Source organism: Desulforamulus hydrothermalis Lam5 = DSM 18033, from assembly GCF_000315365.1.
Classification (GTDB): domain Bacteria; phylum Bacillota; class Desulfotomaculia; order Desulfotomaculales; family Desulfotomaculaceae; genus Desulfotomaculum; species Desulfotomaculum hydrothermale.
This window is the reverse complement of record NZ_CAOS01000003.1, coordinates 88,478-101,871: the sequence shown is the minus strand read 5'-3', so window position 1 is coordinate 101,871 and position 13,394 is coordinate 88,478. Positions and strand designations below refer to the sequence as shown.

The window sequence follows — 13,394 nt, the reverse complement described above, 5'->3', positions numbered from 1 at the left end:
CACTGTTTAAACACCCCGTAGGAAGGAGATGAGGACATGCTGTCGCAGCAAATATTAAACGGTATTACACTGGGCGCAACTTACGCTCTTATTGCCCTGGGCTATACCATGGTTTACGGTATCATACAATTAATTAACTTTGCCCATGGAGAAATATATATGGTAGGAGCCTTCGTCGGGGTTTTAATGGTTTCCGTATTCCAACAGGGATTGGTGGTTTCGCTGCTGGCTGCCATGGCCGCCTGCATGATTATGGGCGTTACCATTGAGCGTATTGCTTACCGCCCGCTGCGCCGGTCCACTCGTTTAGCTCCCTTGATTTCTGCCATTGGTGTATCTATTTTTTTACAAACCCTGATGACGAAAATTAAAGGTCCCCAGCCGGTTGCCTTTCCCCCTGTAATTAACGATGCCTTGTATAAATTGGGGCCGGTGGAAATCAGCAAAGTCCAAGTTATTATTTTAATTGTTGCCAGTCTGTTGATGGCAGGCCTTCATTTTGTTGTTAAATATGTAAAAATCGGCAAAGCCATGCGGGCTGCCTCGGAAGATTATGATACGGCAGCCCTGATGGGGATTAACGTAAACCAGGTGATATCCTTTACTTTCGCTATCGGTTCGGCCCTGGCCGCTGCAGGTGGCGTGCTGGTAGGCATTTATTTTAACTCGGTATCTCCTTTTATGGGTGTTTTAGCCGGCCTCAAAGCCTTTTGCGCTGCCGTCCTGGGCGGGATTGGCAGCATACCCGGCGCCATGCTGGGCGGGTTGTTTCTGGGGGTAGCCGAAACCCTTGGCATAGCCGGTGGATTTGACCTGTACAAGGATGCCATTGCCTTTACCTTACTGATTATTGTGTTGCTGTTCCGGCCCACCGGCTTACTGGGGCGACCAATCCAGAGGAAAGTGTAGGTAGGTTGTCATGGATAGCATTTTTAGCATGTTTTTAAATGACTATTACATTCAAGTGCTGACAATGTTGGGTATTTATCTGATCGGTGCGTTGGGACTTAACTTGATTACCGGTGTCACCGGACAACTCTCCTTTGGTCATGCAGCTTTTCTAAGCATTGGAGCGTACACATCAGCCATATTAAGTCTCAAACTTCATTTGCCCTTCGGGTTGGCTGTTTTGGCAGGCGGCTTGATGGCCGGGCTGTGGGGAGTTCTTCTGGGCTATCCTACCCTGCGTTTAACCGGCGACTACCTGGGCATTGCTACCCTGGGATTTGGTGAAATAGTGCGGGTTGTTTTCTTAAACATGACCATTACCGGCGGTGCTTTGGGACTGGCAGGCATTCCCCGCCATACCACACTGACAGTGGTATTGCTACTGGTTATCATTACTGTTTGGGCTATGTTTCGTCTGGAGAACTCCCGCTTTGGCCGCTCTTTGGCGGCTATTAGGGAAGATGAGATAGCTGCGGAAGCCATGGGAGTCAACCTTACTTCCACTAAGATTGCCGCCTTTGCCATCGGCACTTTTTTGGCGGGCATCAGCGGTGCTTTGTATGCCCATCTGATTCAATACTTAAATCCATCGGATTTTGGTTTTATTAAATCCTTTGAGTTTTTAACCTTCATTGTATTAGGCGGCTTGGGCAGTATTCCCGGGGTAATTCTGGGTACCGGTGTCCTAACCTTGGCACCGGAGTTTTTAAGATTTATTTCGGATTACCGGATGATGGTTTATGGTTTGTTAATGGTTTTTATGATGATTGTACGGCCCAGGGGCTTGCTGGGCGGCGTGCAATTACGGCGTCTGTTTGCCCGTAAAAGCATACAACAAACCGGCACATCTGCCTCCGGCGGGGCTAACTAAAGGAGTGAAGACAATGTCAAAGACTATTTTGGAACTGGACAACGTATCCATCCGATTCGGCGGCCTCACCGCGGTAGACAGTGTTGATATGAAAATTGAAGAAGGCACCGTAAGGGCGTTAATCGGGCCCAACGGGGCGGGCAAAAGTACCATATTTAACCTCATTACCGGTATTTATGCTCCTACCGCCGGAGAAATTCGGTTTATGGGCAGTAAAATTAACGGATTGAAACCTCATGTAATTACCAAACTGGGTATTGCCAGAACGTTCCAAAATATTCGGCTGTTTGGTGAAATGACCGTACTTGACAATGTGAAAATCGGTATGCACTGCAGAACCGGGGCCGGATTTCTGGGAGCTCTGCTGCGTACTCCGGCAGTGCTGGCAGAGGAGAGAGCTATTACGGAAAATTCTCTTGAGGCTTTGAAGTTGATGGAACTTGAACACAAAGCAGATGAATTGGCTATGAACCTGCCCTACGGCGAACAGCGCCGGTTGGAAATAGCCCGGGCGTTGGCCAGTCGCCCGAAACTGTTGTTATTGGACGAACCGGCTGCCGGCATGAACCCGCAGGAAAAGCAAACCCTTATGAGTATGATTAGAAAAATCCAGGCCATGGGCCTTACCATATTTTTAGTGGAACATGACATGAAATTTGTTATGAGTTTATCTGATCGCATAGCAGTTTTAGATTATGGCAGAAAAATAGCGTCAGGTTCCCCGGCAGAAATCCAGCGGAACCCGGCGGTAATTGCCGCCTATTTGGGAAAGGAAGTGGTTTAGCCCATGCTGCTTGAAGTTAAAGACCTGCATGTTTCTTATGGGGCTATCAGGGCGCTGAAGGGCATTTCCTGCCAGGTAGCCGAAGGAGAAATTGTTGCTTTAATCGGAGCAAACGGCGCCGGCAAAACCACCACCCTGCGCACCGTTTCCGGGTTAATCCGCCCGCAAGCCGGGAGTATTATTTACCGGGGGCAACCCATCACCAAATTACCGCCGCACCAAATTGTCAGTCTTGGTATTTGCCAGGTGCCGGAGGGGCGCCGGGTTTTTACCAGAATGACTGTTTTAGAAAACCTGGAAATGGGGGCTTACAGCCGCAAGGACAGGGCCAATATTAAATCAGATATAGAAAGGGTTTTTCAACGTTTTCCCCGCTTGGCGGAACGCAAAGCACAGTTGGCCGGAACCCTCTCAGGGGGAGAGCAGCAAATGCTGGCTATGGGACGGGCTTTAATGTCCAGGCCTACCCTACTGCTGATGGACGAACCTTCCATGGGGCTGGCACCGATGCTGGTACAGGAAATTTTTTCAATTATACAAGAGATTAACCAAAACGGCACCACCATCTTATTGGTGGAACAAAATGCCCATATGGCTTTATCTATTGCGCACAGGGCTTATGTACTGGAAACAGGGGAACTGGTGCTGGCCGGTTCGGCAAAGGAATTAGCCAATAATCCTGAAGTGCGCAAGGCTTATTTAGGAGAATAATAAATAATATCAAGGCCCATGACGACCGTAGCGAAATCAGCGTGCCGCCGGTGCGGAAACCTTAGCAGAAGGGATCAGAAACCTACCGGTAAAGTTGATATAAACTCTGACAAGTTTGCTGCCAAACTGACGGCAAGGCTAAAACTATAGCAGGCAGACCGGCTGTTTTTGTTGTTTTATCTCTCACTTCTTAAATGACTGGGGTGATTATATTGCACAAAGGATTTTTAACCGTAAAAGATATGCTGTATAAAGACCTGCTGCCTGTTACTCCAGATACTACCATTGGCGAAGTGAGGGAAAAAGGAATCCCCAATCGTCCTGTGGTGCTGGTTGTCGAAGAGGACAAGCTGGTGGGGGTGTTGCTTTGGAAGGATGCCATTAACCGGCGGTTGGAGTCTGATGTTAAGGTAAGACAGGTAATGAAAAGGGATTTTTCTTCCCTGGATGAAGAGGATCTGGAGAGAGAGATTCTGGCCTTTCTGCCGGAGTTGCGTTATCATGCTTTGGTTTGCAGGAACAGGCAGGGAGAAGTGCTGGGTGTTTTATCCTATGACCAGGTTTTTCATGACCTGGCGCTGCGGGTTTGCGAAACTGAGGCACGTATTAATGCAGTGGTTGAAACGGTTGAAGAAGCAGTCTGCATTGTAGACAATTTTGACAGGGTGGTTATCTGGAACAGCCGGGCGGAAGAGTTGTACGGCATTAAAGCTCAGGATATTGTGGGAAAGCCTATTAACCAATTTTTTTCCAACCTGGTAGTAACCCGGGTGAATAAAGAATGGGAGGAAATAAGGGCACTTCATCACCAACCGGTGGAAGGCACCCATGTATTGATTAATGCCACTCCCGTGCGTTTGGGTCCCAAGGTAATCGGCGGGGTGACCGCTGAAAGGGATATAACGGAAATTGTCCAATTAAATCAAAAGTTAACGCAGGCCAGTACCCAGGTAAAACGCTTGGAAAATGAAATTCACAAAATTTCCGCCGGCAGAAATCCTTTTGCGGCCATCAAAGGCCATCATAAACGCTTGATTGAGCTGATTAATATTGCCAGGAAAGCAGCTTCCACCAATGCAGTCATTCTTTTGCGGGGAGAAAGCGGTACCGGTAAAGAACTGTTTGCGAAAGCGATCCACGAGGCCAGCCCGAGGTCGGATAAAAAATTCTCTGTCATTAACTGTGCAGCTATCCCTCCTAGCTTATTTGAAAGCGAAATGTTTGGCTATGAAAGCGGCGCCTTTACGGGTGCTGATAAAAAGGGGAAACCGGGAGTGTTTGAGCTGGCAGACGGCGGTACCCTGTTTATGGACGAAATTGGTGAGCTGCCCCCGGATATGCAGGTAAAATTATTAAGGGTGCTGCAGGACGGGGTATTTTACCGGGTAGGGGGTGCCACACCGGTAAAGGTGGATGTCAGGATCATAGCTGCTACCAACCGTTCTTTAGAAGAAATGATGGCCAACGGTCAATTTAGGGAGGATCTTTATTATCGTCTGAATGTGGTTGCCCTGGAAATACCTCCCCTCAGAGAGCGACGGGAGGACATTCCGGAGTTGGTTTACCTGTTCTTGCAGGAATTCAGCCAACTGTATCAAAAGCAAATCAACAAACTGGAACCGGGCGTGATGGCTACATTTTTGGCTTATGCCTGGCCGGGCAATATAAGGCAATTAAAAAATGTTATTGAGCGGATGGTTATTTTGACCGAAGGAGATACCATTCCCGAGAGCGCTATCCCTGAAACCTTAAAAACGGGATCCCGCCAGGACCAGTCAACCGCTACGGTTGGTTTGGCTTCGGTTACTGAACAAACCGAAAGGGAGCTGATTATTCGTACTTTAAAACAAGTCAATGGCAATCGCTCTGAGGCAGCCCGCATGCTGGGTATCCCGCGCAGCACACTTTACTACAAAATGCATCAACTGGGAATTATGTAGCGGTAACGGCTAAGACTATCCCCCTAACTATGTCCCTGTTAAGAACTGTCCAAACAACTATGTCCAATAATACTTAAGATTGTACAGAAAACTATACAACAATATCTTAATTAAAGTTTTAAAACACGTGTAATACGTGTTTTTTTTTGGCAAAAAAAATTTAATAACAATTAATGCTATTCAAAAAACGTCTAATATCAATAACTCGAGGCTTTATCGCAAGCAACTGTGTTTTTGAGAGATGGCAAATTGTCCTTTTGGCATGGATTTTGCTTTACTTCATTTATGAGGGGGGTAAGGCAGATGCGGATAACTGAACATCCAATATTAGAATTTAGGACCGGTAAAAAAGTTAAATTTATTTTTGACGGTAAAGAATTGGAGGGTTATGAAGGCGAAACCATTGCCGCCGCCTTGCATGCAGCAGGGATTCGTGTTATGCGGGAAAGCGGCCGTTTACACCGCCCCAGGGGGCTGTTTTGCAATATCGGAAACTGTTCCTCCTGTTTAATGGTGGTAAACGGGGAACCCAATGTAAGGGTTTGTGTGGAGCGCTTGCGGGAAGGCATGGTGGTGGAAACCCAGAAGGGGAAAGGTGAGTTAAAGTGAAACAAACCGAAATTGCCATAGTCGGTGGCGGTCCGGCGGGCCTGTCAGCTGCCCTGCAGGCTGCCAAACTGGGAGCCGAGGTGTATTTGATAGACCGCAACGACTATCTGGGCGGCCAGTTAATTAAACAAACCCACCGTTTCTTTGGTTCCAAAGAACAGCGGGCATCCGAACGGGGTATCGATATTGCCCGGGAACTGGCGCAGCAGGTTACCGCTCAGCCAAACATCAAAGTAATGACCGAAGCTACCGCCCTTGGTTATTATGAGGACGGTGTTTTGCTGGTGGAACAGCAGCGCAAGGTTTTTACCGTTAAACCTCAGCGGCTGATTATTGCTACCGGCGGGGCAGAAAAGACTTTGCTGTTTCCCAACAATGATTTACCCGGGGTGTACGGAGCAGGAGCAGTACAAACCCTGGTAAATGTGTACGGTGTTAAACCCGGGCAAAGGGTACTGATGGTGGGGGCCGGCAACATTGGGGTGATTGTCAGCTATCAACTGTTGCAGGCCGGGGTAGAAGTGGCAGCAATTATTGAAGCAGCTCCCCGCATCGGTGCCTATTGGGTTCATGCAGCCAAGGTGGTACGCGCCGGCGTACCCATCTATACCCGCCATACCATTCTACGGGCCCACGGCACCAGGGAAGTAACCGGTGCCACGGTGGTGCAGCTGGATGAAAAATGGCAGCCGGTGGCGGGTACCGAAAAGATGTTTGATGTGGATGTTATTTGCTTGTCTGTAGGGTTAACTCCTTTAACAGAATTATTATGGCAGGCCGGCTGCCGGATGGTGTTTGTCCCGGAACTGGGCGGCCATGTCCCTTTGCGCAATGAACGGTTAGAAACATCCGTACCCGGTATTTATGTAGCGGGCGATGTATCTGGCATTGAAGAAGCCTCAGCAGCCATGATGGAGGGGGCCCTGGCAGGCTTAAATGCAGCTGCCGACCTGGGTTACACCAGTGAAAGTCTGGCCGCTGACCGGCAGCATTTGCTGGTCCAACTGGCCGGGTTGCGTTCCGGGCCGGTGGGAGAAAAGATTCGCAAGGGCTTGGCCCAAGTTCTTTTAAAGTGAGGAGTGATGCGCATGCTGGCAGAAAACGGAATTGCCACCCCGGATGATTTGGCTCAGGTAGTACCTCCGGCGGCAAGGCTGGCACGGGGACCGGTGGCCATTGCCGAATGTTTTCAAAATATACCCTGTGATCCCTGCTACCACAGTTGTAAACAGGGGGCTATCAAAGAATTTACCGATATCAACCAGCGGCCGCAGATAGATTTTGATAAATGCAACGGTTGTGGCACCTGTATGAGCCGGTGCCCCGGTTTAGCTATTTTTGTCGTGGATGCTGCCTATGGAGAACAGGAAGCACTGGTCAAGCTGCCCTATGAATTTCATCCCCTGCCGGCCGTGGGTGATGTGGTGACTGCGGTCAACCGGGCCGGTCAGGCTGTGGGAGAAGCCCGGGTTGTGCGGGTGCAGAATGCGCAGGCACAGGATCGCACCGCCATTATCTGGCTGGCAGTAGCCAAAGATTTAATGATGGAAGTTCGCCATTGCAAAGTTAAGGGGGTGGGGTAAATGTGTGACGCAAACCAAACTGCTACCACAGTTATCTGCCGTTGCGAGGATATTACCTTAGAAGAGGTACGGGGTTATATTGAGCAGGGCATCACTGACCTGGAGCAATTAAAAAGACTGCTCCGGGTAGGTATGGGGCCCTGCCAGGGCAGAACTTGCACCCCCTTGATTGTTAATGAACTGGCCAGGGCTACCGGGCGTCCTGTCCGGGAAATTCCCCTGACGGTTTTTCGCCAGCCTACCACCCCTGTTAAATTGGGTGTTCTGGCAGGAGGTACCGAACATGAATAAAACCGCTGACTATGTTATTGTGGGCGGCGGCGTTATTGGCTGCTCCATTGCTTACAACCTTGCTAAAAAGGGTGCTAAAAACATTGTATTAATAGAAAAAGGTTATCTTGCCAGCGGTGCTACCGGTCGCTGCGGTGCCGGCGTGCGCATGCAGTTTGGTACCGAAACCAACTGTCTGTTGGCGAAGCACAGCATAGAAATGTTTGAACACCTGGAAGAAGAACTGGAGTATCCCGACAGTATTGAATTTAAACAGGGCGGTTACCTGTTGTTGGCATATACCGAAAAAATGGTCGAGCAGTTTCATAAAAACCTGGGTGTACAGCACCGCCTGGGCATACCTTCCCGCTGGGTAACGCCGGAGGAGGCCAAAGAAATTGTACCCCATTTAAACACCCAGGGATTGTTGGGGGCTACCTTTTGCGGTAAGGACGGTCACTGTAACCCCTTTAAAACCACCGATGCTTACGCCAAGGCGGCCAAACGCTTAGGGGTGGAAATCATGACCTATACGGAAGTTAGCCGGCTGCTGGAACGGGATGGTAAAATAATCGGTGTAGAAACCGGCGGCGGGATAATTGAAACGCCTGTGGTTGTTCTCTGCGCCGGCGCTCATTCCCGGGAGTTGGCGGCTACCGTAGGTGTAGACCTGCCCATTACGCCCGAACGCCACCAGATTCTGGTAACCGAACCGGTGGAAATGATGCAGGGGCCCATGGTGATGAGCTTTTATCACGGGTTGTATTGCCAGCAGGTACCTCACGGCAGTTTTATTATGGGGTTGGGTGATCCCAATGAACCTAAGGAATATAACCAGCAGGGCAGTTGGCAGTTCCTGCACGAGATGGCAGCCAAAGCAACTTTTATCTTGCCTCCCCTGGCTAATCTGCGGGTAGTCCGCCAGTGGGCCGGCCTTTATGACTTAACGCCAGACCGCCAGCAAATTCTTGGCAGTGTTCCCGGCCTGCAAGGTTTTCACCTGGCAGCCGGTTTCTCAGGCCATGGCTTTATGATTGCTCCCATGACCGGCAAGCTAATGGCCGAACACATCCTGGGCGAACCAACCGGTTTTCCCATCAGCATGTTTGATTTTACCCGTTTTGAGCGGGGAGAGCTCTATGTAGAGCCGTCGGTGGTTTAATTAACTAACAAAAAATTAACAACAGGAGAGTGAGCATCTTTGCAAATTGCATTAAACGAAGCCCGCTGCTCGGGCTGTCGCACCTGTCAGGTGATTTGCAGCCTGCATAACTTTAACGAAAATAATCCCAAAAAAGCTGCCGTAAAAATTATCGGGCATTTTCCTGCGCCCGGCCGCTATGAAATTAATATTTGCAACCAGTGCGGCCTTTGCGCTGCTGTCTGTCCGGCAGAGGCCATCCAAGAAGCCGGTGGGGTTTACCGTATTGATAAAGAAAAATGTACCGGTTGCGGTGCCTGCGTAGAGTCTTGCCCCTCTGAGGCCATGGTTCAGCACCCGGCCGAAAAAGCGCCCATTAAGTGTGTAGCTTGCGGCCAGTGTGTTGAATTGTGCCAGCGGGGAGCGATATACGATGCGGATGCCAGGGAGGTGCAGTAATGTACGGTTACGGCGGCAACATTTTAAGAATTAACTTAACCAGCGGTGAAATGCATATTCAACCACTGCCACCGGAAATGGCACGCCAATGGATTGGCCAGCGAGGTTTTATTGCCAAAATTCTTTGGGATGAGTTAAAACCCGGTATAGACCCTCTGGGGCCGGAAAACAAGCTGGTTATGTCTACCGGCCCGTTAGCCGGCACCCTGGTGCCGGCCGGCGGCAAAGTGAGCTTTGGCGCTAAATCTCCCGCCACCGGCATTTACGGTGAAAGCTGCATGGGCGGCCATATTGCCGCTGAAATGAAATATGCCGGCTACGATGTGATCATACTGGAAGGAGCCGCCAGCCGGCCCTGTTACATTTATATAAAAGACAACCAGGTGGAAATCAGGGATGCCTCTCACCTGTGGGGTAAGGGCGCTATCCAAACCGAAAAAGCCTTAAAGGATGAATTGGGCGAAGCATTCCAAATTTGCACCATTGGTCCGGCCGGCGAACGGTTGGTTAAATACGCCTGCATTTCTCACGACTTCGGCCGCCAGGCGGGGCGTACCGGCATGGGTACCGTCATGGGCAGTAAAAAAGTAAAGGCTATTGCAATTTGCGGCCAGCAAGCAATACCCCTGGCGGATCTTAAGGCAACTGTAGAAAAGGGCAAGGAAATGCTTAAAGGGTGTTTTGCCAAAGAAAACCTGGATGAGTGGCAAAATTACGGTACTGCCGGTGTACCGGTCTGGGCCAATAATATTGGCGCTTTTCCTACTAAAAATTTCCAATCATCTTATCTGGAAGGCAATGAAAACCTGGATGGTAAGGTAATGCGGGAAAAAATGGTGGTCACCGATAAGGGGTGTTTTGGCTGCCCCAGCCCCTGCGGTAAATACTGTTATGTTAAACCTTACAATGTTTATACTGAAGGTCCGGAGTATGAAACCACCGCTCTCATCGGCGGCAACTGTTTATTCACAAATATTGAGCAAGTGGGTTATTTGAATTACTTATGTGATGAGCTGGGGTTGGATACCATTTCGGCCGGCAATGTTATTGGCTTTGCTATGGAATGCTTTGAAAAAGGCATATTAACTAAAGAACAGGCGGGCAGGGAGTTAAAATTCGGTGATTTGGCCAGCTTCCAATATCTGCTGGAGAAAATTGCTGCCCGGGAGGGCATTGGCAACATCCTGGCTGAGGGTGTCAAATATGCAGCCGAGCAATTGGGCGGCGATGCCATCAAATTTGCCATTCAGGTTAAGGGACTGGAGTGGAGCGGTTATGAATCCCGCAGCGCCCCGTCCAACATGCTGGCCTATATGACCTGTGACCTGGGTGCTCACCACAACCGGGCCTGGTCGGTTACCCATGACATTGCGGTGGGCCGCCGGGTACTGGAAGGCAAAGCCCAGAAGGTTATTGAACTGCAGCATATCCGCCCCTTCTTTGATATGATCGGCTGCTGCCGTCTGCAATGGGTAGAAATAGGTTTTGAATTGGCCCACTATCCGGAAGTACTGCGCTATGTAACCGGGTTTGATTATACACAGGACGATTTAATGAAAATTTCAGAAAAGGTATGGCACCTTACCCGGGCTTTTGCCTGGCGAGAACTGGCGGATTACGGCAGGAAATACGACTACCCGCCGGCCCGCTTTTATGAAGAAACCGTCACCGGCGGACCCAATGCCGGGGACATTATATCCATGGAAACCCTGGATTTCTTGTTGGATGACTACTACCGCCTGCGGGGTTGGGATAAAAACGGCCTGCCCACCCGGCAAAAATTGGCGCAAATGGGATTAGACTTTGTGATTGAAGAGTTGGAGGCCTGCGGGCGCAAGCTCAGTTAATTATTGCACGGACCGGTTAGGTTGACGACAAATCTTAGTTGTGATTTATGATCCCCTTTGGCTCGGTCTACGCACCGACAGCACTGTGATTCGCTCCGGTCGCCTTTGGGGTCGCCTGGAACCGGCCCGCCTGGCCCGGTTCGGCCGGCGCCCACGTCCTGAGAGCGCCACCCCAATGGCTCCTTTTGCTCAGCAAGTGCTGCGGCCGGTGCTTTGACAAGTCGCCGGCCGGGGATCATCAAACCACCATGACTTTCCTTTGTCAGACTATCCCCTTAACAAACTGAGGGAAGTGATATATTGCAGGTGCATGTAAGAGTAACCGGTTTGCTGACTGAATATTTTCCCGCCGGCAAAGAAGTGCTGACAGTTTCTTTAAGCAAACCTTTAACGGTAAAAGAAATTCTGCAGCAGATACAGGTAAACCACCAACTGGTCATGACGGTGGTGGTTAACGGTCAACGCAGGGATTTATCTTATAAGCCGGCTGACAATGCAGAAATTGTATTAATTTCCCCGCTGGCCGGCGGCTAACGGGTGCAACAGGCCGTAGCCTGTTGCACTCTTGCCGGCCTAACCATGCCCTGGCCAATAACAAAAGTGCTGTTCCTTCTTTTACTGTTTATATCTCATGGCAGGTAAGCGCCAAAATATATGTATTTTTCTGAAAATTACCGCCATTTGGCCAAATTACCGGCTGGGCAGGGTTGCCGCAATGACGTGCAGCCCCAAAGAGGTTGACTTGCCGAGGTTTTAGCAGTAATCTGTTCTTAATTATCTAAATAGTCAAAAATTAACCCCTTAAAATGTTCACTGAGATATATTTACAGGCTGGATTGGCGATAAAGTATTTCAGATTGGGGTGTAGTGTTGTGACAGATCTCTCTTTAGCGCCCGGTCTGCGACCGGCCACCGTAACCGTTAACCAGGCCTGGTGCAAAAAGTGCGGTATTTGTATAGCTTTTTGCAGCAAAGGGGTGCTGGCCTTTAGTGCGGGTAACCGGCTGGAAGTTGTCCGGCCTGACAGCTGCGTGGCCTGCGGGCTTTGCGAAAGTTTCTGCCCCGACTATGCCATAACCCTGGAGGTGGCAGAGCAATGAACAGTGACGCACGTTTGGTGCAGGGCAACGAAGCCTGCGCCGAAGGAGCCATTTATGCCGGAATGCGATTTTATGCCGGTTATCCGATCACTCCGTCCACGGAAATTGCGGAAATCCTGGCCAAACGCCTGCCACAGGTGGGGGGTAAATTTATTCAGATGGAAGATGAAATCGCCGGTATGGCAGCAGTGGTGGGGGCTTCTTTAACCGGCGTCAAAAGCATGACAGCCACCAGCGGGCCGGGTTTTTCCTTAAAACAGGAAAACATCGGTTATGCCTGCATGGCGGAGGTGCCCTGTGTGGTAGTAAATGTGCAGCGACTGGGGCCCAGTACCGGGGTAGCCACTGCACCGGCCCAGGGAGATGTCATGCAGGCCCGCTGGGGCACCCACGGTGACCATCCAATTATTGTTTTAAGCCCATCCTCCGTTAAGGAAACCTTTGCCTTAACAGTCAGAGCCTTTAACCTGGCAGAGCAATTCCGGGTGCCGGTCATCCTGCTGATGGATGAAGTGGTGGGCCATATGAGAGAAAAAGTTACACTGCCTGCGCCAGGCGGGCTTACAGTAATCGACCGCTGCAAGCCGAAGGTCAGCCGGGAGGACTATTACCCTTACCGGGCAGAGGAAGATAAAGCACCGCCCATGGCATGTTTTGGCGAAGGCTATCGTTTTCATGTAACCGGCTTGTTTCACGACGAGAGCGGCTTTGCTACCGAAAAACCTGATATTATTGAAGGGCAGTTGCGGCGCCTGCATAACAAAATCTACCGTCACTTGGATGAGATTATTACTTATGACAGTGAGCGAACAGAGGATGCGGAACTGGTGGTAATCTCTTACGGCGGCACTGCCAGGGCGGTGGCCCGGGCGGTCAGGTTAGCCCGTCAGGATGGGTATAAAATTGGCACACTGCGCCTGCAAACTCTCTGGCCTTTTCCGGAAAAAGCAGTGGCGGAGCTGGCTGCCGCAGGCAAGAAATTAATGGTGGCAGAGATGAACCGGGGGCAGCTGCTGCTGGAAGTGCAAAGGGTGGCTGCCGGTCGGAGCCAGGTAGTTGGTTGCCTGCAGGCTAACGGCGAACTTATCCGGCCGGAAACCATACTTAACAAAATCAGGGAGGTGTTATAGC

16 protein-coding genes are annotated in these 13,394 nt (G+C 50.2%); all 16 read left to right on the top strand.

Going from position 1 to position 13,394, the window contains the following annotated elements; translation table 11 throughout:
* Positions 1 to 36: 36 nt before the first annotated feature.
* The 16 genes from DESHY_RS01625 to DESHY_RS01555 all read left to right on the top strand — a co-directional run bounded on the left by DESHY_RS01625 (position 37) and on the right by DESHY_RS01555 (position 13,393).
* The gene (locus DESHY_RS01625; RefSeq protein WP_008409936.1) at positions 37 to 909 is read left to right on the top strand and encodes a branched-chain amino acid ABC transporter permease; all 873 of its coding nucleotides are present in this window, start codon (positions 37 to 39) and stop codon (positions 907 to 909) included.
* A 10-nt stretch (positions 910 to 919) separates the two neighbouring features.
* Positions 920 to 1,819: a branched-chain amino acid ABC transporter permease gene (locus tag DESHY_RS01620; protein WP_008409935.1), complete on the top strand. Its 900-nt coding sequence runs from the start codon at positions 920 to 922 to the stop codon at positions 1,817 to 1,819.
* Positions 1,820 to 1,832: 13 nt separating this feature from the next.
* Positions 1,833 to 2,603, top strand: coding sequence for an ABC transporter ATP-binding protein (locus DESHY_RS01615; RefSeq protein WP_008409934.1), 771 nt, complete (start codon positions 1,833 to 1,835; stop codon positions 2,601 to 2,603).
* A 3-nt stretch (positions 2,604 to 2,606) separates the two neighbouring features.
* Entirely contained in the window at positions 2,607 to 3,314 is a 708-nt protein-coding gene (locus DESHY_RS01610; RefSeq protein WP_008409933.1) for an ABC transporter ATP-binding protein, read from the top strand.
* Between the two features lie 212 nt (positions 3,315 to 3,526).
* On the top strand, positions 3,527 to 5,254 hold the full coding sequence (locus DESHY_RS01605) for a sigma 54-interacting transcriptional regulator (RefSeq protein ID WP_048817796.1): 1,728 nt from the start codon (positions 3,527 to 3,529) through the stop codon (positions 5,252 to 5,254).
* Positions 5,255 to 5,557: 303 nt separating this feature from the next.
* Positions 5,558 to 5,863 carry a (2Fe-2S)-binding protein gene (locus tag DESHY_RS01600; RefSeq protein ID WP_008409930.1) on the top strand — a complete coding sequence of 102 codons (306 nt, stop codon included), beginning with the start codon at positions 5,558 to 5,560 and terminating at the stop codon, positions 5,861 to 5,863.
* Complete coding sequence (locus DESHY_RS01595; RefSeq protein WP_008409928.1) at positions 5,860 to 6,939, top strand: NAD(P)/FAD-dependent oxidoreductase; 1,080 nt, start codon at positions 5,860 to 5,862, stop codon at positions 6,937 to 6,939. The genes DESHY_RS01600 and DESHY_RS01595 overlap by 4 nt, the downstream gene beginning before the upstream one ends.
* 12 nt (positions 6,940 to 6,951) lie before the next feature.
* The gene (locus DESHY_RS01590) at positions 6,952 to 7,446 is read left to right on the top strand and encodes a 4Fe-4S binding protein (protein ID WP_048817795.1); all 495 of its coding nucleotides are present in this window, start codon (positions 6,952 to 6,954) and stop codon (positions 7,444 to 7,446) included.
* Entirely contained in the window at positions 7,447 to 7,737 is a 291-nt protein-coding gene (locus DESHY_RS01585; protein WP_008409925.1) for a (2Fe-2S)-binding protein, read from the top strand.
* Positions 7,730 to 8,878, top strand: coding sequence for an NAD(P)/FAD-dependent oxidoreductase (locus DESHY_RS01580; protein WP_008409923.1), 1,149 nt, complete (start codon positions 7,730 to 7,732; stop codon positions 8,876 to 8,878). The genes DESHY_RS01585 and DESHY_RS01580 overlap by 8 nt, the downstream gene beginning before the upstream one ends.
* Positions 8,879 to 8,917: 39 nt before the next feature.
* The gene (locus DESHY_RS01575) at positions 8,918 to 9,316 is read left to right on the top strand and encodes a 4Fe-4S dicluster domain-containing protein (protein WP_008409921.1); all 399 of its coding nucleotides are present in this window, start codon (positions 8,918 to 8,920) and stop codon (positions 9,314 to 9,316) included.
* Entirely contained in the window at positions 9,316 to 11,163 is a 1,848-nt protein-coding gene (locus DESHY_RS01570) for an aldehyde ferredoxin oxidoreductase family protein (protein ID WP_008409919.1), read from the top strand. Before DESHY_RS01575 ends, DESHY_RS01570 begins: the two co-directional genes overlap by 1 nt.
* Positions 11,164 to 11,203: 40 nt before the next feature.
* Positions 11,204 to 11,380, top strand: a complete 177-nt coding sequence (locus DESHY_RS13980; protein ID WP_008409918.1) for a hypothetical protein — start codon at positions 11,204 to 11,206, stop codon at positions 11,378 to 11,380.
* 89 nt (positions 11,381 to 11,469) lie between these two features.
* A complete protein-coding gene (locus tag DESHY_RS01565) occupies positions 11,470 to 11,697 on the top strand; it encodes a MoaD/ThiS family protein (RefSeq protein WP_235695508.1) in 228 nt (75 codons plus the stop codon).
* 338 nt (positions 11,698 to 12,035) lie between these two features.
* Positions 12,036 to 12,263 (top strand): 4Fe-4S dicluster domain-containing protein, encoded by a 228-nt coding sequence (locus DESHY_RS01560; RefSeq protein WP_048817794.1) that lies wholly within the window; start codon positions 12,036 to 12,038, stop codon positions 12,261 to 12,263.
* A complete protein-coding gene (locus DESHY_RS01555; protein WP_008409914.1) occupies positions 12,260 to 13,393 on the top strand; it encodes a 2-oxoacid:acceptor oxidoreductase subunit alpha in 1,134 nt (377 codons plus the stop codon). The genes DESHY_RS01560 and DESHY_RS01555 overlap by 4 nt, the downstream gene beginning before the upstream one ends.
* The last annotated feature ends 1 nt before the right edge of the window (position 13,394 follow it).

What these genes read in the sequence shown, in the direction of transcription:
- DESHY_RS01590 (WP_048817795.1), top strand. Translation starts at nt 6,952, where the DNA reads ATGCTGGCAGAAAACGGAATTGCCACCCCGGATGATTTGGCTCAGGTA.
- DESHY_RS01620 (WP_008409935.1), top strand. Translation starts at nt 920, where the DNA reads ATGGATAGCATTTTTAGCATGTTTTTAAATGACTATTACATTCAAGTG.
- DESHY_RS01580 (WP_008409923.1), top strand. Translation starts at nt 7,730, where the DNA reads ATGAATAAAACCGCTGACTATGTTATTGTGGGCGGCGGCGTTATTGGC.
- DESHY_RS01585 (WP_008409925.1), top strand. Translation starts at nt 7,447, where the DNA reads ATGTGTGACGCAAACCAAACTGCTACCACAGTTATCTGCCGTTGCGAG.
- DESHY_RS01615 (WP_008409934.1), top strand. Translation starts at nt 1,833, where the DNA reads ATGTCAAAGACTATTTTGGAACTGGACAACGTATCCATCCGATTCGGC.
- DESHY_RS01570 (WP_008409919.1), top strand. Translation starts at nt 9,316, where the DNA reads ATGTACGGTTACGGCGGCAACATTTTAAGAATTAACTTAACCAGCGGT.
- DESHY_RS01610 (WP_008409933.1), top strand. Translation starts at nt 2,607, where the DNA reads ATGCTGCTTGAAGTTAAAGACCTGCATGTTTCTTATGGGGCTATCAGG.
- DESHY_RS01625 (WP_008409936.1), top strand. Translation starts at nt 37, where the DNA reads ATGCTGTCGCAGCAAATATTAAACGGTATTACACTGGGCGCAACTTAC.
- DESHY_RS01555 (WP_008409914.1), top strand. Translation starts at nt 12,260, where the DNA reads ATGAACAGTGACGCACGTTTGGTGCAGGGCAACGAAGCCTGCGCCGAA.
- DESHY_RS01600 (WP_008409930.1), top strand. Translation starts at nt 5,558, where the DNA reads ATGCGGATAACTGAACATCCAATATTAGAATTTAGGACCGGTAAAAAA.